A 19,515-nucleotide genomic window follows, 5' to 3' on the forward strand; every position below is an offset into this window, starting at 1 on the left:
ATCTTGAATTCAGGCGCGGCGCAGCAGCAGCGTGTACTCGACGCCGGTGCGCTTCAGCAGCTGTCGCCAGGGCGATTTCAGCAACGCCAGCGCGTCGCGGGTCGGAACGATCCTCGGATCGGCGACGTCGAACGTCCGCCCGGCGATTTTCATCCGTCCGCCGCCGGCGGCCTGCAGGTTCTTCAACCAATCGCGATCGGGCTGATACGGCAACAGGATCGCGATGCCGTCGTCGACCGTGCGGAACGCCGACACCGGTGTGCGGTAGGTTCTGCCGCTTCGGCGCCCGACGTGTTCGACGACCGACCATGCCGGCAGCCAGCCGGACAACGGCAGCACCACGCGATTGGTCACCCGCCGGTTGAACCTGGCGTGTTCGCGGGAGAACAGCACAGCTAGCGGACCTGTCGCAGCAGCACGGCCTGTTCGAACGGCAGCCGCGCGAAGATCGGCCCCCAGCGGCCCTTCACCGACTGCGCCGCTTCGGCTTTCGACACCACCCGCGGGTCGGTGAGCTCAATCGTCTTGCCGTACCGCCGCATGCGGCCGCCGCCCGCGGCCTTGAGATTCTTCAGCCAGTCGCGGTCGGGGCCGTAGGTGAGCATGATGGCAACGCCGTCGTTGGTGCTGAACACGCTCAGCGGCGTGCGGTAGACCTTCCCGGATTTGCGGCCGACGTGCTCGAGGATGCCGAACGTCGGCGCCCACCCCGCCCACATCCGCTGAATCGGATTCGTCACATACCGGTTGAACCGGGCCAACCACTGAGGCAGCTGCATACGACCATCCAACTGGTGCGGGTCGCTTAACTCAAGCCTGCGGATCCGAGGATCCGCGCAAGAGCGAGATCAATTGTTCGCGGCTGTTGGCGCCGACGCGTTGGCTGGCGCGGAAGACGTGTCCTTCGACTGAACGGACTGACATGGAGAGCCGGTCCGCGATCTCCCTGTTCGACAGCCCTTGTGCAGCAAGGGAGATGATTTCGCGCTGACGGGCGGTGAACGGTTGCGGCAGCATTGCAACCCGGAGTGCCGGAGTGTCGGCCCATGGCATTCTGCGGCCAGGCCCTGGATGGACGCGGACGCGGTGCTGGTGACGCGCGGGGCCGCTAGCTCGGCCGCCCTACCGCTGTGACCGCACGGAACTGGGGTAGTCGCTTACCCCATCGGGTTCGCCACAGCCTGCCTAGATTCCTGACGTCGGGAGTTCGCAACCTGGAAGGAACGTCAATGGGTGAGCACAGGGCAATGTCTGGGCGCAGGGGGCGGCTGACCGGCGGGCTCCTGCTCGGCGCGGTGGCCTCGGGCACGTTGGCTGTCGCCTCATTGAGTTCGGCCGGGACGGCCAGCGCCACCTGCGCGTCGATCAGCGGATTCAACAACGGAAACGGCTGCGAGAGCACGCCGACGAGCTTCGCGATCGGGCTGGGTCCCAACGCTCAGGCGAGTGCGCAAGGCGTCTCCAACACCGCGATTGCGATCGGCGCAGACTCCAAGGCCTTCGCAACGGGCGCCGGCAACTTCGCCAGGGCAAGCGGCACCGGCGCCGGTGCGCTCGCCGAGGGCTTCGCCAACTCGGCCGTGTCGAACGGGTCCGGAGCGACGGCGTTCGCGGTGGGATTCAACAACGTCGCCGTGGCGAACGGCACCGACGCCGTGGCCCAGGCGGGCAGCTCCCGCGGGTCCGACCTCGGCAACGTGGCGATCGCGACGGGAAGCCCTGGTCCGAACAGGGGCAGTATCTTCGGGCCGGACTCGGATCATCCGACGATCGCCGTTGCGACCGGCTACTTCAGCAGGGCCAACGCGATCGGCGACGGCAGCGTCGCCATTGCCGCCGGTGGCGTCAACAACCGGGCGCTGACGGTCGGCAACGGCAGCAATTCGCTGGCGGGCGCCTTCCCGACGGGGTCGCTCAGCAATAAGTTCGCCGCCGCGATCGGCGACAACAAGAACGCCACCAACACGGTCGTCGGCCCGTAGCCAGGTGACCGCGAGACTGTTGTTATCGAGACAAAGAGCGAGTAGAGGCCTCGATAACGACAGCCTCGCGAGGAGGGGTGGGCGCACATTGACGGGCGCGCAGCGAGGGCGAACTACACCCTGTAGTTGACGGCTTTGGTCCAGCTGGGACACTGGGGGCCATGCGTGTCGACCAAACGCAGATCGAGCGATCGGCCCAGCTCTTCGCCGATGCATGCGCCGTCATCCCCGGCGGGGTGAACTCGCCGGTGCGCGCCTTCAGCGCGGTCGGCGGCACCCCGCGGTTCATCACGAGCGCGAACGGCTACTGGCTGACCGACGCCGACGGCAACCGCTACGTCGACCTGGTCTGCTCGTGGGGACCGATGATCCTCGGCCACGCCCACCCCGCCGTCGTGGAGGCGGTGCAGCGCGTCGCCGTCGACGGCCTGTCTTTCGGCGCGCCGACGCCGTCGGAGACCGAGCTGGCCGCCGAGATCATCGACCGCGTCGCCCCCGTCGAGCGGGTGCGCATGGTCAACTCCGGCACCGAGGCCACCATGAGCGCCATCCGGCTGGCCCGCGGCTACACCGGGCGCGCGAAGATCATCAAGTTCTCCGGCTGCTACCACGGCCACAGCGATGCGCTGCTGGCCGACGCCGGCTCCGGCGTCGCGACATTGGGTCTGCCCTCCTCGCCGGGTGTCACCGGCGCCGCTGCCGCCGACACAATTGTGCTGCCCTACAACAACATTGCCGCCCTGGAGGAGGTGTTCGGCCGCTTCGGCGACGAAATCGCCTGCGTCATCACCGAAGCCAGCCCGGGCAACATGGGCGTCGTGCCACCGCTGCCCGGGTACAACGCCGCGCTGCGCCGTATCACCGCCGAGCACGGCGCATTGCTGATTCTCGACGAGGTGATGACCGGCTTCCGGGTGAGCCGATCCGGTTGGTACGGCGTCGATCCCGTCGACGCCGACCTGTTCACCTTCGGCAAGGTGATGAGCGGCGGCCTGCCGGCCGCGGCGTTCGGCGGCCGCGCCGAGGTGATGGAGCGGCTGGCCCCGCTGGGGCCGGTGTATCAGGCCGGCACGCTGTCGGGCAATCCGGTCGCGATGGCCGCCGGGCTCGCCACGCTGCGCGCCGCCGATGACGCCGCCTACGCGAAGCTGGACGCCAACGCCGACCGACTGGCCGGGCTTCTGGGTGACGCGTTGACGGATGCCGGTGTGGCCCACCAGATTCCGCGGGCCGCCAACATGCTGTCAGTGTTCTTCTCAGCAACGCCGGTGACGGACTTCGCGGCCGCCCGGGCCAGCGAAACCTGGCGTTTCCCCCCGTTCTTCCATGCACTGCTCGACGCCGGCGTGTACCCGCCGCCCAGCGCGTTCGAGGCGTGGTTCGTCTCCACCGCGCTGGACGAGGACGCCTTCGAGCGCATCGCCGCCGCCCTGCCCGCCGCCGCGCGTGCCGCCGCCGAGGCCACCGAATGACCGAGAAGACGATCGTGCACGTGATGCGTCACGGGGAGGTGCACAACCCGAAGGGCATCCTCTACGGGCGGTTACCCGACTACCACTTGTCGGAGCGCGGGCGCGCACAGGCCGAGGCCGTGGCCGAATGGTTGGCCGACCGCGACATCGTCTATGTCGTCGCCTCGCCGTTGGAACGCGCCCAGGAGACCGCCGCGCCGATCGCGGCACGGCACAACCTTTCGGTTGACACCGACGACGAACTGATCGAATCGCTGAACGTCTTTCAGGGCGAACGGGTTTCACCCGGCGACGGTGCACTGCGAAACCCGCGCAACTGGTGGCATCTGCGCGACCCTCGCACGCCGTCATGGGGTGAGCCGTACAAGGAGATCGCCGCGCGGATGACGTCGGCGTTGCACCGGGCCCGAAGCAAGGCGGCGGGCCATGAGGCGGTGTGCGTGAGCCATCAGCTGCCCGTCGAGACGCTGCGCCGGGCGATCACCCATAAGCCGCTGCACCACTTCCCGACTCGGCGGTTGTGCAATCTGGCCTCGCTGACATCCTTCTATTTCCATGACGACGAGTGCGTCGGCTGGGGATATGCGGAGCTGGCCGGGAAGTGAAGCGATGGGCGGCCTTACTGGCGGGCGCGGCGATGATCGCGCTCGGCGGCTGCTCCACCGGTGACGACGCCGTCGCCCAAGGCGGCACGTTCGAGTTCGTCGCGCCCGGCGGCAATACCGACATCTTCTACGACCCGCCCGAAAGCCGCGGCCGCCCAGGCCCGCTGGCCGGTCCTGACCTGATGGATCCAGCGAAAACGATTTCGCTCGACGACTTCACCGGCAAGGTCGTGGTGATCAACGTGTGGGGCCAGTGGTGCGGGCCGTGCCGCACGGAAATCACCCAGCTGCAAAAGGTTTACGACGCCACCCGCGGCCAAGGTGTCGCTTTCCTCGGCATCGACGTGCGGGACAACAACCGCGACGCTGCACGCGATTTCATCATCGACCGCAAGGTCACGTTCCCGTCCATCTACGACCCGGCGATGCGCACCATGATCGCGTTCGGCGGCAAGTACCCGACCACGGTCATCCCGTCCACGGTGGTGCTCGATCGCCAGCACCGCGTCGCGGCGGTGTTCTTGCGTGAGCTGCTGGCCGAAGATCTGCAGCCCGTGGTGCAGAGGCTGGCCGCCGAGCCGGGGCCCCGGGCATGACCGGGTTCGCCGAAATCGCCGCTGCGGGACCAGTGTTGCTGGCGCTGGGCGTCAGCGTGCTGGCCGGATTCGTCTCCTTCGCGTCGCCCTGTGTGGTGCCGCTGGTGCCGGGCTATCTGTCGTATCTGGCCGCGGTGGTGGGCGTCGAGGAGCAGCCCGCGGCGGTGGCAGTGCGCACGGCGCGGCTGCGGGTTGCGGGGGCCGCGGCGCTGTTCGTCGCCGGCTTCACCGTGGTGTTCGTGCTCGGCACGGTGGCGGTGCTGGGCATGACGACGACGTTGATCACCAATCAGCTTCTGCTGCAACGCATCGGCGGTGTCATCACCATCGTGATGGGGCTGGTGTTCGTCGGCTTCATCCCCGTGATGCAGCGCGAGGCCCGGTTCCACCCGCGGCTGTTGTCCACCCTGGGCGGCGCGCCACTACTCGGTGCGGTGTTCGCGCTGGGCTGGACTCCGTGCCTGGGCCCGACGCTGACCGGCGTGATCGCCGTCGCATCGGCCACCGACGGCGCCAACGTCATGCGCGGCGTCGTGCTGGTCGTCGCCTACTGCCTGGGCTTGGGAATTCCGTTCGTGCTGTTGGCTTTCGGGTCCGCCTGGGCCACCGAGGGGTTGGGCTGGCTGCGGCGGCACACCCGCGCCATCCAGGTCTTCGGTGGCGTGCTGTTGATCCTCGTCGGCGCCGCACTGGTGACCGGTGTGTGGAACGAGTTCGTGTCCTGGGTGCGCGACGCGTTCGTCAGCGACGTGAGGCTGCCGATATGACGGTTGCGCGAGCAGACGCAAAACTGCCCAAAAACCATCCAAAAAGGGCAGTTTTGCGTCTGCTCGCGCTAGGACGCAACACCTGGCGCACCCTCACCTCGATGGGCACGGCACTGGTGCTGTTGTTCCTGCTGGCGACCGCGGCGATCCCCGGCGCCCTGTTGCCACAACGCAGCCTCAACGAGAGCAAGGTCGCCGAGTACATCGCGGCGCATCCGACCATCGGCCCGTGGCTGGACCGGTTGCAGGCCTTCGATGTGTTCTCCAGCTTCTGGTTCACCGCGATCTACGTGCTGCTGTTCATCTCGCTGGTGGGTTGTCTGACACCGCGGATGATCGAGCACGTCCGCAGCCTGCGCGCCACGCCCGTCGACGCCCCACGCAACCTCGGCAGGCTGCCCAAACACCACACCGCCGAGGCCGCAGGCGAACCAGACGCAGTGGCGCACAGCATGTCCGAGCGGCTGCGCGGCTGGCGTCGGATCACCCGTCTGAAAGGCGACGCCACCGAGATTTCAGCTGAGAAGGGCTATTTGCGCGAGTTCGGCAACATCGTCTTCCACTTCTCACTGCTCGGCCTGCTCGTCGCGATCGCCGCCGGCAAGATGTTCGGCTACGAGGGCCAGGTCATCGTCGTCGCCGACGGCGGCCCCGGCTTCTGCTCGGCCTCACCGGCGGCGTTCGACTCGTTCCGCGCCGGCAACACCGTCGACGGCACCTCGCTGCACCCAATCTGCTTGAAAGTCAACGACTTCGACGCGGAATACCTGCCCACAGGTCAAGCCACCTCGTTCGCCGCCGACATCGAATACCAGGCCGGCTCGGACCTAAACACCAATACGTGGCGGCCCTATCGACTCAAGGTCAACGACCCGCTGCGCGTCGGCGGCGACCGGGTGTACCTGCAAGGTCACGGCTACGCGCCGACGTTCACGGTGACGTTCCCCGACGGGCAGACCCGCACCCAGACCCTGCAGTGGCGGCCCGACGACCCGCTCACCCTGCTCTCGTCGGGCGTGATGCGGTTCGACCCTCCCGGCGGCAGCTACCCCGACGCCGACGAACGCCGCAAGCACCAGATCGCGATCCAGGGCTTGTTCGCGCCGACGGAGCTGCTGCACGGCACGCTGCTGTCGTCGGGCTTCCCCGCGCTCAACGCCCCCGCCGTGGCCGTCGACATCTACCGGGGCGACACCGGCCTGGACACCGGAAGGCCGCAGAATCTGTTCTCGCTGGATCCGCGGCTCATCGAGCAGGGCCGGTTGACCAAGGCGGCACGGGTCAACCTGCGCGCCGGCGAAGAAACCCGCCTCGAGGATGGCACCGTCGTCCGGTTCGACGGCGCGGTGCCGTTCATCAACGTGCAGGTCTCGCATGACCCGGCGCAGGTGTGGGTGCTGGTGTTCGCGATGACGATGATGGCCGGCCTGCTGGTGTCGCTGGTGGTGCGTCGGCGTCGGGTCTGGGTTCGGATCACGCCCGCCGGGCCGGGTACGGTAAGCGTCGAGCTGGGCGGTCTGGCCCGCACCGACAACTCCGGGTGGGGCGACGAGTTCGAGCGGTTGACGCATCGACTCCTGGATGGGCTGGCGGCCACGCGATCAACGGAGAAGGTCACATGAACAGCGCAGACATCGACATCGGGCTGGCCCGCTATTCCGACTGGGCCTTCACCTCGTCGGTGGTGGTGTTGCTCGCGGCGCTGCTACTGCTCGCCGTCGAGCTGGCCTACAGCCGCAGCCGCAAAGTCGAAACCAGGGAACTGGTCGGAGTCGGCGCCGACAGCGCCACCCCCGGCGTCGTCGCCGAAGCCCCGCAGCGCCCGATCGACGAACGCGTCGGCCGGGCCGGGCTGGCCCTGGTCTACGTCGGCATCGGGTTGCTGTTCGCGTGCATCGTGCTGCGCGGGCTGGCCACGTCGCGGGTGCCGTGGGGCAACATGTACGAGTTCATCAACCTGACCTGCTTTTCGGGTCTGGTGGCGGCCGCAGTGGTCTTACGACGTCCGCAGTACCGCACGCTGTGGGTGTTCGTCCTCGTTCCGGTGCTGATCCTGTTGACGGTCTCGGGCCGCTGGCTCTACACCAGCGCCGCACCCGTCATGCCCGCGTTGCAGTCCTACTGGCTGCCGATTCACGTGTCGGTGGTGAGCCTCGGCTCGGGTGTCTTCCTGGTCGCCGGGGTCGCCAGCATCCTGTTCCTGCTGAAGATGTCGAAGTTCGGCGACACGCGTCTGGTCCAGCGGCTCCCCGACGCGCAGACTTTGGACCGGATCGCCTATCGCACAACGATATTCGCGTTCCCGGTGTTCGGCTTCGGCGTCATCTTCGGCGCCATCTGGGCAGAGGAGGCCTGGGGCCGGTATTGGGGCTGGGATCCCAAGGAGACGGTGTCGTTCATCGCGTGGGTGATCTACGCCGCCTACCTGCACGCCCGCTCCACCGCAGGCTGGCGTGACCGCAAGGCCGCGTGGATCAACGTCGCCGGCTTCGTGGCGATGGTGTTCAACTTGTTCTTCATCAACCTGGTGACCGTCGGATTGCATTCGTACGCTGGGGTCGGTTAAAGGAGGGGAGTCGCCGTTGTCTGACCATCCGACTGGCTTTCGCGCTCAACAACGATTCGTCGACCCATCGGTCGGGTCCAGCGCGCCGCCGCCGGAGTGGACGGCTCCCACGCCCCCGAACGGGCTGCCGGTCGAGACGGCGCCACCGCCAATGCCCCCTGTGCCGACGCCTCACCTCGACCTGTCGACGGTGGCGCTGCTGGGCCAACCGAAGAAGGCGCCGTCGGCGGGCTGGCGCAAGTGGGTCTACGTCGCGTCGTTCAAGACGATCAATGTCGGTGAGAGCCCGAAGGTCATCCACCGCGAAAACCTGGTCAACCAGGTGCGGCGGCCGCTGCACGGCTGCTACCGGATCGCGCTGCTGTCGCTGAAAGGCGGCGTGGGCAAGACGACGATCACCGCGACGCTGGGCGCGACGATCGCGTCCATCCGCGGCGATCGGGTCGTCGCGGTCGACGCCAACCCCGACCGCGGCACACTGAGCCAGAAGGTTCCGCTCGAGACGCCCGCGACGGTGCGTCACCTGCTGCGCGACGCGGAGGGCATCCAGAGCTACAGCGATGTCCGTCGCTACACGTCGCAGGGCCCGAGCCGGCTGGAGGTGCTGGCGTCGGAGAGCGATCCGGCGGTGTCGGAGGCGTTCAGCTCCGAGGACTACACCCGCACGCTGGATGTGCTGGAGCGGTTCTACAGCCTGGTGCTGACCGACTGCGGTACCGGGCTGATGCACTCGGCGATGTCAGCGGTGCTCGCCAAGGCCGATGCGCTGGTGGTGATCAGTTCGGGCTCGGTCGACGGGGCGCGCAGCGCCTCGGCCACGCTGGACTGGCTCGACGCGCACGGGCATCAGGACATGGTGCGCAATTCGATCGCGGTGATCAACGCGGTGCGGCCGCGCTCCGGCAAGGTCGACATGCAAAAGGTGGTGGACCACTTTTCCCGTCGGTGCCGGGCGGTGCGGCTGGTGCCGTTCGACCCGCACCTGGAAGAGGGCGCCGAGATCAGCCTCGACCGGTTGCGGCCGCAGACGCGCGAAGCGCTGCTCGAGCTCGCGGCAGTGGTGGCCAGTGGATTTCCGGGCGCACCGCGTTAAGGACGCGGGTTGTCCTCGTGGCCGAGCCGCCGCAGGAAGTCCGGGTCGTCGTCCGGGCCGATGACGCGGGTCCGCGGCCGATTGGCGCTGACGCGGGTCAGCCGCCAACCGACGTAGGCCAGGGCTGCCAACAGCAGGGTCAGGAGTAGATACGCCACAAAAAACCTCCTTGGTCTGAATATACGCGCCGTCGGTAGGCTCGGTTCGTGTCCGGATCTCGCCTGGTGGTTGACGTGCTGGCCTATGCCGTGGCGCGGCTGCTGTTGGTTGCTGCGCTGACGGCAGTGATCTTCGGCGCCGGTCATCTGATCGGCATTCGCGACTTTCCACTTGTCGTCGCCCTGCTGTTCGCGATCGTGATCGCGCTGCCCTTGGGAATCTGGGTGTTCGCGCCGCTGCGGCGCCGCGCCACCGCGAGCATCGCGGCGTTCGACGAGCGGCGGCGCAAGGATCGCGAGCAGCTGCAGGCCCGCCTTCGTGGCGAAGATCCGCCAGAATGACGGCGCGGGAGGCGTTCGGGGCCGAATTCCTCGGCGCCGACGGGTTTCTCAACACGCCGACCTACGGATTGCCGCCGCAGTTCCTGGTCGACGCGCTGCAGGACTGCATTGCCGCGTGGCAGGCCGGGACGATGGAGCCCGCCTCGTTCGACGAGCCGGCGCGGGTTGGCCGGGCGGCCTACGCGGCGTTGACCGGTGTGCCCGTCGAGTCGGTGGCGATGGGCGGCAACGTGTCGGCCGTACTCGGACTGGTCGCCGCGGCGATTCCCGACGGCAGCCGAGTGGCCACGCTCGCGGGCGAATTCACCAGCACCACTTTCCCGTTCGCCGCGCAGACGGGTCGCGGGGTGACCGTCACGGAGCTTCGTGCAGACGAGTTGGTGGCCCGCGCCACGGAGTTCGACGTGATCACGGCCAGCTTGGTGCAATCGGCGAACGGCGCGGTGCTCGACATGGATGCACTGCGGGCGGGCCTGGCCGGTGCCGACACGCTGACCGTCATCGACGTCACTCAGGCCGTCGGCTGGAAGCAACTCGACCTCGGCTGGGTCGACGTGACCGCCGCGGCGATCTACAAGTGGCTGCTGGCGCCGCGCGGCACCGCGTGGATGTCGTTGAGCGACAGGATGAGTCGCATTATGACGCCGCACGCAGCTAACTGGTATGCCGGTGAGGACCCGTGGCAGACGATCTACGGATTGCCGTTGCGACTCGCCGAGGACGCGCGGCGCTTCGACGCCTCGCCGTCGTGGTTCAGCGTGCTGGGCGCCAGCCTGACGCTGCCGTGGCTGGCGTCGCTGGACCAAGCCGCCGTCGAGAAGCACACCGTCGGTTTGGCCAATCGGCTGCGCGCCGAACTGCAACTGCCTCAGCACGATTCGGCGATCGTGTCGATACCCGTCGCCGATGGCGTGGAGCAGCTTCGGCGCGCCGGCATCCGGGCCTCCGTGCGGGCCGGCGCCGTGCGGGTTGGGTTTCACCTGTACAACACCGACGACGACCTGGACCGGTTGGTCTCTGCGCTGCGCTAGCCGGCGCCGCGGCCGAGTGTGCGATTTCGTACGCAACGCGCCGGTGCCGGCGTATCAGATCGCACAATCGCGGGCTAGCCGGCGGCGTCGCGTAGCACCTGCCGCAGCCGTTCGATCGGATCGCCCGTACCGGGCTCCAATCGCAGCGGAGCCTGCGGGCCCTCGGGTTGTGGCACCGCTGGTGCGATCGGTGGGGGAGGTGATGGCGGCGGAAGCGCAGCCGGCGGTGGCGGCGCGGCGCGCAACCCGGCGATCTTGGCCTCCAACCGCGCGGCGGTGTCCTCGCGGACGGCCCGCCGCTGCTCGTCGGGGTCGGTGTTGCCCTGGAAGCACGCCGCCGGGGCAGCCTCTACGACCGTCAATGCGCTGGTGTAGCGCTCGCGTGCCTCATCCGGCCGGCGCTCCCAGGCATCGGCATCGCCCTGACGTTCCCGAACCAGTTCGAGGTTGACCCGTACCGGGCACGACTCGTCCGCCGTCGTGCGGGCGAGCGCCTCGGAGAACCGCGCATCGGCGTCCTCGAGCCGGCCGTCCAAAACCGCCAGCGTGCCCGCGGCGAACGGCGCCTTCGCGGACTCGATCACGTTGAGCACGCTCATGGCTGCCACATCGTCACGTAGCCCGGCCGTCTCACCATCGGCGAAGTGCGCGACAGCCGAATTCCCGGCGACCACAACGGAAATCAGTTTGGCAGCCGCGATCAGCGCCACGAGCACCACGGGCGACGAGAACAGCAGCAGGCGGCGGCGTAGCCGTAGTCGAGAGGGTTTCACAGCGCCACATCCCGTCGGGCCAGGCGGGTGCGGCGGAATTCGCGCATGGTTAGGTACAGCTCGAACAGCAGCAGCATCGCAGCGAGCAGCGTGAACACCCAATACAATTCGGTGCGCTCGGCCACGCCTGACGACCCGCTGGGCAGCTCCGACGGCTGGACGGTATCGGGTGCGAAGGGCCGGCCGGCTTCGCGATGGATGTACCCCACACCGAGCTGATCGGCGACCCGCCGCAGGCCCGGTCCGTTCGCGGTGGTGCCGTAGCCGAGCACGGCGCCGCCGCTCACCGAGCCCTGCGGCGGGTCGAACTCGCCCTGCGGCAGCCGGGAACCGGGAGCACCCGAACCGAAGTAGTACACCAGATTCTGTGCGTCGGGGTACTGCTGCGATGCGGCGATCAACTGATAGCGCAACACATTTGCCGCAGCCGCCGCATTCACTTGGGTGTCGTCGTCGGCGGGATACGGCGCCAGCCGGGCGATCGTGGGTTCGAGGCTCCACACGTCAGCGGAGAGCGGCCAGTCCAACGAGGGCCGGGCAGCGAAGGAGAGCACCGCGAAACGGGACTGCGGGTATTGGTCGATCACCGCCTCGATGTCCGCGCGGATACCGGCCATGCGTGTGCTGTCACCGAAATCGTTGACGCCGGAATCCGCCGAGCGGTCGACGACGAGGAACACATTCGTGTTGCTGCCCAACTGTTTTACCGTGGCCCGCTCTTGCTCGGCGTCGAAGCCGGGACGGGCGGCGGCGATCAGCACCAGCAGCACCGCGAGCGTCAACCCACACCAGCGCCAGACGGTCGACCAGCCGGCGCCGGCCGTGGTGTACAGCTGGCGCATGGTGATCAGCCGAAGCGCGATGACTGCGACGGCGATGACAGCGAGCACCACGGGCGGCAGTACGGGCTGAAACGTCATCGGCGCAGCACCACCAGGGATACACACAGCAGCGCGGTAGCCACCACGGCCACGACAAGCGGGATGGTCGGCGAGTCCCCGAACCAGTCCGACCGAGTGGCGGTGGCCGGTAGCGCGCTCTGCGGCGGGTTGTCCCGGATGGCATCCAGGTATGAAGCCAGGCCGGCGTCGCCGCCGTCGAGCCGGACGTATTGCCCGCCAGTCGATTCGGTGATCGACTGTAGCGCACCGGTGGCCGGCGCCGACGACGCCACCACGTTGACCTGGACGCCGGCCTTGCCGGCCATGTCGATCAGCTGCTGATCGGTGAACAGCGACGGTCGCGTCTCACCCGGAGCGCGAAGTTCGCTCGGACCCAGATAGATCAGCGCGCGACGGCGGCTGTCCTTCACCTCGAAGGAGGGAAATCCGGTGATGCACAACGCCAGGACGTCCGCCACGCTGCGCGCATAGTCGACATACGTCACCGGCGGCGAGAAGGCGGCCGCCCGGGTTGCACCTGCCCCGGATGCTTCGGCGAAGTCGCCGAATGTCCCTGCGGCATACTGATAGTCCCGGGTCAGCGGGACCACACGGCGATTCGGCGAGGTGAGCCCGATGCGCTGGGTGCCGTAAGTCGTCGCCTGCTCGGCGAAGTAGGTGAGGAACTCGCCGGTGGCCGGACTCGTCACCGGCTCACCCACGCAGAGCATGATGTCCTCCGGCGCTTCGGGAGCGCCGAGCGCCGACCACCACCCCGCAGGCCGGGCGCTCGCCAAAAGCGCGGCAAGAAACAGCCCCACCAGCAGCACGATGGCGACGATCGTCGACAGCATCCTGGCGCGGGCCACCCGCGCGTATTCCGGCAGTCGCGTCAGCCGCGAGGTGTTGGCCAGCGGGCGCAGCTGCCGGCGAACCTGCTCCATCGGTGTCAACAGCGCCAACGCGATAGCCACCGCCAGACACGCCAACCCGACGACCGCGACCGGGCACCATCTCAGGTCCATGTGCGGATCAATTCCTTTGCCGCAGAACCCGCCTCGCTGACGTTTACCCGAGATGCGGCGTTGAACTGTGCATCAATGAGCGCCGAGAGGACGGGCGCCGCATCTGCGATATCGCTTGCAGTAATGGCGTCGAGGTGCATGTACTGTGCGCGTACTCCGGTGGCCTGGTGCAGGAAGCTGCGCAGCGCACGGCTCATCTCGGCGCTCGCCTGTGCCGCCGTGAGGTCACCGGTGCGGTGGCGCTCGTCGATCGACCGGATGGTGCGGATGAAGCGGCGGCGCAACAACGCGGCATGCCAGGTCCGGATCACCGGCATTCGCCGTAACTGATGCGATGGCAGTGTCCACACGAAAACCAGTGCATACCAGGCGAGTACGACGGCAAGCAGAAGCAAACCCAGCCACAGCCACCACCATGAGTACGGCATCGGCCCCGATACATAGCGCAGCAGGTCATCCCGCACGAGCGAACACCTCGGTGAGCGCGGCGATTCGCGGGCGGATCTCGTCACTGCCACGAATTGTGGTGTGCGGAATGGCGTGCGCCGTCATGAACTCCGCCAACTCGCGAGTGCGCGTCATCTCGGCACGCCGATATGCGTCGATCACCCGCGGGCCCAGGGTCTGCGCGTTGAGCACGAAACGTCCGCTCGCCACGTCGTACCCGTCGACAGTCCCGACCGCGGGCGCGTCGGCGACCATCGCCCACATCACGTCGTGGCGCGCGGCGAGCGTAGTGACGATGTCGGCAAGGTGCTCGTCGACCTCGGGTTCGTCGGACACCACGGCGATCAGCATCGGATGGCGATAATGCGTTGCCGCATAATCCAGTTGGCAGGCGATGTCGCTGGGCCCGGGCTGGGTCTGGGTGTGGTGGTAGAAGCGGTGCAGCATGCTCTCGATGTGCGTTTCGCCGCGTCGCTGAGGGACGTTGACACAGCCGCGGTGATCGCCGTAGACCATGCCGATCTGGTCCGAGCGCCGCAGCGTGATCAGGCCGATGGCGCCCAGGATATGCGCTGCCACATCGCGTTTGACCTCACCGCTGGGTGTCAGCGCGGACATATTGCGCCCCGCGTCGGCGATGAGCAGGATCTTGTGGTGCTTTTCGGAGACGAAGCGCTTGATCAGCACGTGGCCCGACCGTGCGGATGCCTTCCAGTCGATGTCGCGAACGTCGTCGCCCGGAACGTATGGCCGCAGATCGTCGAATTCCAAAGAGCGAGTGTGCAACAACGCATACCGGCCGCCTTCGAGCATGCCGCGGGTGTCGGTGCCGAAATGCGCCTTTGCCTTGTTGAGGTGCTTGCCCACGTCAGGGCACCCGGACCGCTTGCAGCACGCCGTCGATGATGACCTCGGGCGTGACGTTCGCGCTCGCCGCCTCGAAGCCGAGGATCAGCCGGTGGCGCAGCACACGGTGGGCGAGCTTGGCGATGTCCTCGGGAACCACGTGACCGCGGCCCGAGAGCACCGCGAGGGCGCGGGCGGCCTGACAGAACGCGATGGTGGCCCGCGGACTCGCCCCGTACTCGACGAGCCGGGCCAGCTGGCGGGGCAGGAACTCGTCGGGCGTGCGCGTCGCGCTGACCAGTTGGCTGGCGTAGTGCATGAGCGCGCGGTCCATGTGCACGTTGCGGACAACGTCCTGCAGCCGCCGCACGTCATCCAGACCGACCACCGGCCGGCTGCGATGGTTCGGGTCGTAGACACCCGTGTCCAGCCGGAACATCACCTCCACCTCCTCCTCGGCGGAGGGGTAGCGCAGGATCTCCTTGAGCATGAAGCGGTCGGTCTGCGACTCGGACAGCGGGTACGTGCCCTCCTGGTCCACCGGGTTCTGGGTGGCGATGACCAGGAACGGCTCCGGGATCGGATACACCTTGCCTGCGATGGTGGTCTGGCGTTCCTGCATCGCCTCGAGCATCGCGCTCTGCGTCTTGGCGCTGGACCGGTTGATCTCGTCGAGCAGCACGATGTTGGCGTGCACGGGGCCGAGCTGCGTGATGAACGAATTGGTCGACGCCTCGTAGACCTGCGTGCCGATGATGTCGCTGGGCAGCAGATCCGGTGTGCACTGAATGCGTTGGAAGCGGCCGTGAATCGACTCGGCGATGACGCGAGCGGCGGTGGTCTTGGCCAGTCCGGGAACGCTCTCGATGAGGATGTGCCCGCCGGTGAGGAGACCGATCAGCAGCGATTCCCGCAGGTTCTCCTGCCCGACCACCTTCGCCGCGAACGCGTCGGCGACGGCGCCGACGATGCGCTGTGCCTCGGCGATGTCACGGCGATCGGGTTGTACTCGTGCTGCGGTCATAGATGCCTTTCGTTGCGGTCAAAGCCGCGACAGGGATACCCGGGCCAGGATATTCACACACCATTGTCAATGATTCCTGCGTCAACTAAAGTTGACACCATGAACGATCTGGACAGCGCCGACCCGGCCGAGGGCCTTCGCGCCGTGCGGGCATTGCGGAACCTCGCCGAACAGCTGGAGGTGTTCCACGTGGCCAATGCCCGGAAACAGGGCTGGAGTTGGCAGTCGATCGCCGAGTCGCTCGGGGTCAGTCGCCAGGCCGTACACCAGAAGTACAACCGGAGGAGATGAGCATGTTCGAACGGTTCAGCCGCAATGCACGGGTGGCGGTTGTGCTGGCCCAGGAGGAGGCCCGCGAACTCAACGCCGACGAGATTCGGCCCGAGCACATTCTGGTGGGGGTGCTGCAGAGCGCGGGGCGCGAGCTGTCGAGCGTTCTGGAGGGTTACGGCTTGACCGCGAACGCGGTGCGCGACCGGCTGGCCGCAGACGAGTCCGCGGGCGGCTCCTTCGACGACGACGCCGAGGCACTGCGATCGATTGGCATCGACCTGCGGGCAGTCCGCGACAACATCGATCGCACGTTCGGTGAAGGCACCTTCGACAATGAGGTGCGTAAGCCCGGGCGGCGCCGACGCCGTCGCAGCCACCTGCCCTTCACCAAACCGGCCAAGATGGTGCTCGAGCTGGCACTGCGGGAAGCGTTGGCACACAAGGACAACGGCATTGCTTGCGAACATATCCTGCTGGGCATTCTGCGCGGCGGCGACGCGTTCACCCTGCAGGTGATCGGAGAAAAGGTGGATGCCGCGCAGCTGCGCGCCGCGATCGTCGACCTGCTCGACAAGGCGGCCTGAGCACCGCGAGACTGTCGTTACCGAGGTCGCTACTCGCACTTTGTCTCGATAACTGCAGTCTCGCGGTCAGGGCACGAAGGCCTACGGGTTGATCGTGTACTCCCCGATCTGACGGCCCCAGACATACTCGACGACGATGGGCTGGCCCAGTTCGAAGTGGTTGTACGGCGCGATGGAGGCGCCGGTGTCAGCCACCAGATACGGAATCGGCCACAGATCCCGCGTCACCTGCTGCCAACAGCCCGGCTTGCCCTCCGGCCCGCCGCGAGCGTTCACCCTCGGCAAGTTGTCCGGATACACATACGGATTGGCCGCGCCCAGGATGGTGCCGAACCCCGACGCCGAATACCCGTTGCCGCCGAGCATGAACTCCAGTTTGGGCGCGGCGTTGTAGACGCCCTTCACAGTGCACAGGATGACGACGCTGTATTCGTCGAGCAGCTTCGAGGTGATCAACAGGTCCTGCGCGCCGCGCACCAGGTACGGCCCGCCGCGTTCGAAGATGTCCGTGCCGGTGTTGCCGAACCCGATCGAGGACATCAGCGCCTGATCGAGGTTGCCGCGCTGCTGATTCAGCGTCACCGCGGTGGTGACGGCGTTCTCCAGCCCGTCGAACAGATCGGGGGCGGCGTTGGCGTACACCTCGCCCAGATCGGCCAACCGCGCGATGTCGTAACGGATCTGGGGCATCTGCGGGTTCAGGTCATCCAGGATGGCGTTGCCGTGGATGATCGACTCACCGAACCGGTCACCGAGGCCTTCCAGCGCTTGCGCGGCAGCGGTCAACGTCTGGTTCAGCGTGACCGGGTCGACCTTCTCCGAAATCGACATGATGGTCTCGAACAACGTATTGAACTCGGTGGTGACATGCGTGGCGTCGATCACGTTGTCAGGCGAAATACGTTGCGCCAATGGATCTTCGGGTGAGCTCAGCGCCACATACTTGTTGCCGAACGCCGTGGTGGCCTTGATCTCGGCGTTCACGTTCGCCGGGATCAGATGGATGTACTTCGGGTTGACATTCAGGGTGAACTTCGCCGCCGGCTCACCATCGCGCTGCGTGGACTCGATGGCGGCGACGCGGCCGATGTGCACGCCGTTGAACGTCACCGGTGTGCCGGGGTCCATCACCAACCCGGCCCGGCCGGCCAGCATCGTCAACTGTGTCTTCGGCACGAAGTAGCCGCGAAACTGCAGAAAGACGAGCGCCGTGATCAGACCGACGACCGCCAAGAGGGCCAGGCCCGCCGTCTTGAACGGCNTGTCTTCGGCACGAAGTAGCCGCGAAACTGCAGAAAGACGAGCGCCGTGATCAGACCGACGACCGCCAAGAGGGCCAGGCCCGCCGTCTTGAACGGCGCCGGGCCACGCTGATCGATCAGTGGCATGACGATAAGCCCCCAGCAGACCCCAAGACCAAGCCCCCAACGTGGGAGTAACCATAGGACTTCGCTGACCCGTTGGCGGGCAAACCGACAACATCGAATGTCAGAAATACGCCAGAGCCGCAGCCATGACCACCGCCCACACCAGCATGGTGAGCCCGGTGTCGCGCAGCACCGGGATCAGGGCCCGGCCGGTAAGGCCCCTGCGCACCGGCCGCGCCGCCCGCACCGCCAGTGGCACGGCCACCAATCCGGTTGCACACCACGGCGTCGCGAAAAACAGCGCCGGCGTCACCACAAAGGCCACCGCCAGCAACAGCTGATACAGCAGACGGGTACGGGCATCGCCCAGCCGCACCGCCAGCGTGATCTTGCCGGACTCCGCGTCGGTCGGGATGTCACGCAAGTTGTTGGCCACCAACACCGCTGACGACAGCGAGCCCATCGCCACCGCCAGCGCCAGCCCGACCCAGTCCACCCGCAGCGCCTGGGTGTACTGCGTGCCCAGCACGGCGACGAGGCCGAAGAACACGAACACCGCGGCTTCGCCCAGCCCGAGGTAGCCATAGGGCTTGGAACCACCGGTGTACAGCCACGCCCCCGCGATGCACAGCGCCCCCACCGCGATCAGCCACGGCGCGCTCACCAGAGCCAGCGCGAGCCCGGCCACCGCCGCGACGCCGAAGCTCACCACCGCGGCGGCCAGCACCGCGCGCGGCGACGCCAGCCGTGAACCCACCAGCCGCAGCGGACCGGCCCGCACATCGTCGGTGCCGCGAATGCCATCGGAATAGTCGTTGGCGAAGTTGACGCCGATGATCATCGCCACCGCAACGATCAAGGCCAGCAACGCTTTCCACCACACCGCGCCGTCCAGCCACGCGGCCGCACCGGTTCCGGCGATCACCGGCGCGACGGCGTTGGGCAGCGTGCGGGGGCGGGCACCCTCGACCCACTGCGCGAAACTGGCCACGAGCGCCATCGTCGCACGCCGCCTTACACTGATCGTCATGAAGGACCGACTCAGCAAGGCGGAGATCCGCAAGGACGTCCTGCAGGAAAGCGTCGAGGCGGTGGCCTCGACCGTCGGGGAGGTCGCCACCATCGTCACGACCGCGGTGAAGGACGTGGTGAGCGCCATCGGTGGGCTGGCTACGGAGGCGTTCGAGATTCGCGACAGCGCGCGCCGCGCCCGCGAGCAGCTCGATCTCGAGGACGAGCAGCCTCTGCAATGACGCAGGTGCGGGAGATTCCCGCCGGCGAAACCTGGCGAGCCGCCGAGGCGCTGCGCGAGCTGCGCCCCCGCTGGGGTGACACCCTGGCCGACGTCGTCGACAACGACCTGCGCCCCGCCGGCTACCGCTTGGTGGGGGCGTTCGAGGACGGAGCCGGATCCGCGGTGTCTGCGTGCGGGTTTCGCGAGGCGGTCATGCTGGCCTGGGGCCACCACATCTACGTCGACGACCTCTCGACGGTGCCCGCCGCGCGGGGCCGCGGGCACGCCGATCTGTTGATGACGTGGGTGGTCGAGGAGGCGCGTCGGCTCGGCTGCGAGGCCGTGCACCTCGACTCGGGCGTGGGGTCGGACCGCGCCGCCGCGCACCGGCTGTACATGCGCCACCGCTTCCGCATCTCGTCGCATCACTTCCAGCTCGACCTGTAAGC

Annotated in this window: 26 protein-coding genes; 14 read left to right on the plus strand and 12 right to left on the minus strand. The window is 67.6% G+C overall.

Features of this window, described 5'->3' with window-relative positions:
• Positions 1-9: 9 nt before the first annotated feature.
• Genes CWS39_RS17225 through CWS39_RS17235 form a run of 3 tightly spaced genes read right to left on the minus strand, consistent with a single transcriptional unit; the run spans position 10 to position 1,017 of the window.
• Positions 10-393, minus strand: a complete 384-nt coding sequence (locus CWS39_RS17225; RefSeq protein WP_102144150.1) for a nitroreductase family deazaflavin-dependent oxidoreductase — start codon at positions 391-393, stop codon at positions 10-12.
• Between the two features lie 2 nt (positions 394-395).
• On the minus strand, positions 396-779 hold the full coding sequence (locus CWS39_RS17230; RefSeq protein WP_102144151.1) for a nitroreductase family deazaflavin-dependent oxidoreductase: 384 nt from the start codon (positions 777-779) through the stop codon (positions 396-398).
• Positions 780-810: 31 nt separating this feature from the next.
• Entirely contained in the window at positions 811-1,017 is a 207-nt protein-coding gene (locus CWS39_RS17235) for a helix-turn-helix domain-containing protein (protein ID WP_102144152.1), read from the minus strand.
• 212 nt (positions 1,018-1,229) lie between these two features.
• Between CWS39_RS17235 and CWS39_RS17240 the strand changes: the two genes are divergently transcribed.
• The 8 genes from CWS39_RS17240 to CWS39_RS17275 all read left to right on the plus strand — a co-directional run bounded on the left by CWS39_RS17240 (position 1,230) and on the right by CWS39_RS17275 (position 9,081).
• Positions 1,230-1,982, plus strand: a complete 753-nt coding sequence (locus CWS39_RS17240; RefSeq protein ID WP_142386863.1) for a hypothetical protein — start codon at positions 1,230-1,232, stop codon at positions 1,980-1,982.
• A gap of 161 nt (positions 1,983-2,143) precedes the next feature.
• Entirely contained in the window at positions 2,144-3,454 is a 1,311-nt protein-coding gene (gene hemL, locus CWS39_RS17245) for a glutamate-1-semialdehyde 2,1-aminomutase (protein ID WP_102144154.1), read from the plus strand.
• Positions 3,451-4,059, plus strand: coding sequence for a histidine phosphatase family protein (locus tag CWS39_RS17250; protein WP_102144155.1), 609 nt, complete (start codon positions 3,451-3,453; stop codon positions 4,057-4,059). The genes hemL and CWS39_RS17250 overlap by 4 nt, the downstream gene beginning before the upstream one ends.
• A gap of 32 nt (positions 4,060-4,091) precedes the next feature.
• Positions 4,092-4,655 (plus strand): TlpA disulfide reductase family protein, encoded by a 564-nt coding sequence (locus CWS39_RS17255; RefSeq protein WP_199178173.1) that lies wholly within the window; start codon positions 4,092-4,094, stop codon positions 4,653-4,655.
• Positions 4,652-5,422 carry a cytochrome c biogenesis CcdA family protein gene (locus tag CWS39_RS17260; RefSeq protein WP_102144157.1) on the plus strand — a complete coding sequence of 257 codons (771 nt, stop codon included), beginning with the start codon at positions 4,652-4,654 and terminating at the stop codon, positions 5,420-5,422. The genes CWS39_RS17255 and CWS39_RS17260 overlap by 4 nt, the downstream gene beginning before the upstream one ends.
• A gap of 101 nt (positions 5,423-5,523) precedes the next feature.
• Positions 5,524-7,044, plus strand: coding sequence for a cytochrome c biogenesis protein ResB (locus tag CWS39_RS17265; RefSeq protein ID WP_233213547.1), 1,521 nt, complete (start codon positions 5,524-5,526; stop codon positions 7,042-7,044).
• Entirely contained in the window at positions 7,041-7,988 is a 948-nt protein-coding gene (gene ccsB / locus CWS39_RS17270; RefSeq protein ID WP_102144159.1) for a c-type cytochrome biogenesis protein CcsB, read from the plus strand. Before CWS39_RS17265 ends, ccsB begins: the two co-directional genes overlap by 4 nt.
• Positions 7,966-9,081, plus strand: a complete 1,116-nt coding sequence (locus CWS39_RS17275; protein WP_102144160.1) for a MinD/ParA family ATP-binding protein — start codon at positions 7,966-7,968, stop codon at positions 9,079-9,081. Before ccsB ends, CWS39_RS17275 begins: the two co-directional genes overlap by 23 nt.
• On the opposite strand, the gene CWS39_RS29210 is transcribed toward CWS39_RS17275, so the two are convergent.
• Complete coding sequence (locus CWS39_RS29210) at positions 9,078-9,239, minus strand: hypothetical protein (RefSeq protein WP_199178164.1); 162 nt, start codon at positions 9,237-9,239, stop codon at positions 9,078-9,080. The genes CWS39_RS17275 and CWS39_RS29210 overlap by 4 nt on opposite strands.
• 48 nt (positions 9,240-9,287) lie before the next feature.
• Here CWS39_RS29210 and CWS39_RS17280 point away from each other — a divergent pair, with 48 nt between their 5' ends.
• Both CWS39_RS17280 and CWS39_RS17285 read left to right on the plus strand, forming a co-directional pair.
• Positions 9,288-9,581, plus strand: a complete 294-nt coding sequence (locus CWS39_RS17280; protein WP_102144161.1) for a DUF4229 domain-containing protein — start codon at positions 9,288-9,290, stop codon at positions 9,579-9,581.
• Positions 9,578-10,612 carry an aminotransferase class V-fold PLP-dependent enzyme gene (locus CWS39_RS17285; protein ID WP_102144162.1) on the plus strand — a complete coding sequence of 345 codons (1,035 nt, stop codon included), beginning with the start codon at positions 9,578-9,580 and terminating at the stop codon, positions 10,610-10,612. Before CWS39_RS17280 ends, CWS39_RS17285 begins: the two co-directional genes overlap by 4 nt.
• A 74-nt stretch (positions 10,613-10,686) precedes the next feature.
• Here the strand turns inward: CWS39_RS17285 and CWS39_RS17290 are convergent, their stop codons facing one another.
• Genes CWS39_RS17290 through CWS39_RS17315 form a run of 6 tightly spaced genes read right to left on the minus strand, consistent with a single transcriptional unit; the run spans position 10,687 to position 15,608 of the window.
• Positions 10,687-11,385: a hypothetical protein gene (locus CWS39_RS17290; protein WP_102144163.1), complete on the minus strand. Its 699-nt coding sequence runs from the start codon at positions 11,383-11,385 to the stop codon at positions 10,687-10,689.
• Positions 11,382-12,305, minus strand: coding sequence for a vWA domain-containing protein (locus tag CWS39_RS17295; RefSeq protein WP_102144164.1), 924 nt, complete (start codon positions 12,303-12,305; stop codon positions 11,382-11,384). Before CWS39_RS17295 ends, CWS39_RS17290 begins: the two co-directional genes overlap by 4 nt.
• The gene (locus CWS39_RS17300; RefSeq protein ID WP_102144165.1) at positions 12,302-13,291 is read right to left on the minus strand and encodes a hypothetical protein; all 990 of its coding nucleotides are present in this window, start codon (positions 13,289-13,291) and stop codon (positions 12,302-12,304) included. The genes CWS39_RS17295 and CWS39_RS17300 overlap by 4 nt, the downstream gene beginning before the upstream one ends.
• A complete protein-coding gene (locus tag CWS39_RS17305; protein ID WP_102144166.1) occupies positions 13,282-13,755 on the minus strand; it encodes a hypothetical protein in 474 nt (157 codons plus the stop codon). Before CWS39_RS17305 ends, CWS39_RS17300 begins: the two co-directional genes overlap by 10 nt.
• A complete protein-coding gene (locus CWS39_RS17310) occupies positions 13,745-14,605 on the minus strand; it encodes a DUF58 domain-containing protein (protein WP_102144167.1) in 861 nt (286 codons plus the stop codon). Before CWS39_RS17310 ends, CWS39_RS17305 begins: the two co-directional genes overlap by 11 nt.
• Before the next feature lies 1 nt (position 14,606).
• The gene (locus tag CWS39_RS17315; protein WP_102144168.1) at positions 14,607-15,608 is read right to left on the minus strand and encodes an AAA family ATPase; all 1,002 of its coding nucleotides are present in this window, start codon (positions 15,606-15,608) and stop codon (positions 14,607-14,609) included.
• A 99-nt stretch (positions 15,609-15,707) separates the two neighbouring features.
• On the opposite strand from CWS39_RS17315, the gene CWS39_RS17320 reads away from it, so the two are divergent.
• Both CWS39_RS17320 and CWS39_RS17325 read left to right on the plus strand, forming a co-directional pair.
• Positions 15,708-15,899 carry a helix-turn-helix domain-containing protein gene (locus CWS39_RS17320; protein WP_431306145.1) on the plus strand — a complete coding sequence of 64 codons (192 nt, stop codon included), beginning with the start codon at positions 15,708-15,710 and terminating at the stop codon, positions 15,897-15,899.
• A gap of 2 nt (positions 15,900-15,901) precedes the next feature.
• Complete coding sequence (locus CWS39_RS17325) at positions 15,902-16,465, plus strand: Clp protease N-terminal domain-containing protein (protein ID WP_102144216.1); 564 nt, start codon at positions 15,902-15,904, stop codon at positions 16,463-16,465.
• Positions 16,466-16,546: 81 nt separating this feature from the next.
• On the opposite strand, the gene CWS39_RS17330 is transcribed toward CWS39_RS17325, so the two are convergent.
• Together CWS39_RS17330 and CWS39_RS17335 are read right to left on the minus strand one after the other, a co-directional pair.
• Positions 16,547-17,707: an MCE family protein gene (locus tag CWS39_RS17330; RefSeq protein WP_233213552.1), complete on the minus strand. Its 1,161-nt coding sequence runs from the start codon at positions 17,705-17,707 to the stop codon at positions 16,547-16,549.
• A gap of 246 nt (positions 17,708-17,953) precedes the next feature.
• Positions 17,954-18,823 (minus strand): 1,4-dihydroxy-2-naphthoate polyprenyltransferase, encoded by an 870-nt coding sequence (locus CWS39_RS17335; protein ID WP_102144217.1) that lies wholly within the window; start codon positions 18,821-18,823, stop codon positions 17,954-17,956.
• A gap of 37 nt (positions 18,824-18,860) precedes the next feature.
• Between CWS39_RS17335 and CWS39_RS17340 the strand changes: the two genes are divergently transcribed.
• Entirely contained in the window at positions 18,861-19,085 is a 225-nt protein-coding gene (locus CWS39_RS17340) for a hypothetical protein (protein ID WP_102144171.1), read from the plus strand.
• The gene (locus CWS39_RS17345) at positions 19,082-19,513 is read left to right on the plus strand and encodes a GNAT family N-acetyltransferase (RefSeq protein WP_102144172.1); all 432 of its coding nucleotides are present in this window, start codon (positions 19,082-19,084) and stop codon (positions 19,511-19,513) included. Before CWS39_RS17340 ends, CWS39_RS17345 begins: the two co-directional genes overlap by 4 nt.
• Positions 19,514-19,515: the final 2 nt, after the last annotated feature.

The sequence above is a fragment of the Mycobacterium hubeiense genome, assembly GCF_002838065.1.
Classification (GTDB): domain Bacteria; phylum Actinomycetota; class Actinomycetes; order Mycobacteriales; family Mycobacteriaceae; genus Mycobacterium; species Mycobacterium hubeiense.

Coding starts and splice junctions, on each gene's coding strand:
- CWS39_RS17230 (WP_102144151.1), bottom strand. CDS start 779: ATGCAGCTGCCTCAGTGGTTGGCCCGGTTCAACCGGTATGTGACGAAT.
- CWS39_RS17235 (WP_102144152.1), bottom strand. CDS start 1,017: ATGCTGCCGCAACCGTTCACCGCCCGTCAGCGCGAAATCATCTCCCTT.
- CWS39_RS17240 (WP_142386863.1), top strand. CDS start 1,230: ATGGGTGAGCACAGGGCAATGTCTGGGCGCAGGGGGCGGCTGACCGGC.
- hemL (WP_102144154.1), top strand. CDS start 2,144: ATGCGTGTCGACCAAACGCAGATCGAGCGATCGGCCCAGCTCTTCGCC.
- CWS39_RS17250 (WP_102144155.1), top strand. CDS start 3,451: ATGACCGAGAAGACGATCGTGCACGTGATGCGTCACGGGGAGGTGCAC.
- CWS39_RS17255 (WP_199178173.1), top strand. CDS start 4,092: ATGATCGCGCTCGGCGGCTGCTCCACCGGTGACGACGCCGTCGCCCAA.
- CWS39_RS17260 (WP_102144157.1), top strand. CDS start 4,652: ATGACCGGGTTCGCCGAAATCGCCGCTGCGGGACCAGTGTTGCTGGCG.
- CWS39_RS17265 (WP_233213547.1), top strand. CDS start 5,524: ATGGGCACGGCACTGGTGCTGTTGTTCCTGCTGGCGACCGCGGCGATC.
- ccsB (WP_102144159.1), top strand. CDS start 7,041: ATGAACAGCGCAGACATCGACATCGGGCTGGCCCGCTATTCCGACTGG.
- CWS39_RS17285 (WP_102144162.1), top strand. CDS start 9,578: ATGACGGCGCGGGAGGCGTTCGGGGCCGAATTCCTCGGCGCCGACGGG.
- CWS39_RS17295 (WP_102144164.1), bottom strand. CDS start 12,305: ATGACGTTTCAGCCCGTACTGCCGCCCGTGGTGCTCGCTGTCATCGCC.
- CWS39_RS17300 (WP_102144165.1), bottom strand. CDS start 13,291: ATGGACCTGAGATGGTGCCCGGTCGCGGTCGTCGGGTTGGCGTGTCTG.
- CWS39_RS17315 (WP_102144168.1), bottom strand. CDS start 15,608: ATGACCGCAGCACGAGTACAACCCGATCGCCGTGACATCGCCGAGGCA.
- CWS39_RS17320 (WP_431306145.1), top strand. CDS start 15,708: ATGAACGATCTGGACAGCGCCGACCCGGCCGAGGGCCTTCGCGCCGTG.
- CWS39_RS17325 (WP_102144216.1), top strand. CDS start 15,902: ATGTTCGAACGGTTCAGCCGCAATGCACGGGTGGCGGTTGTGCTGGCC.
- CWS39_RS17340 (WP_102144171.1), top strand. CDS start 18,861: ATGAAGGACCGACTCAGCAAGGCGGAGATCCGCAAGGACGTCCTGCAG.
- CWS39_RS17345 (WP_102144172.1), top strand. CDS start 19,082: ATGACGCAGGTGCGGGAGATTCCCGCCGGCGAAACCTGGCGAGCCGCC.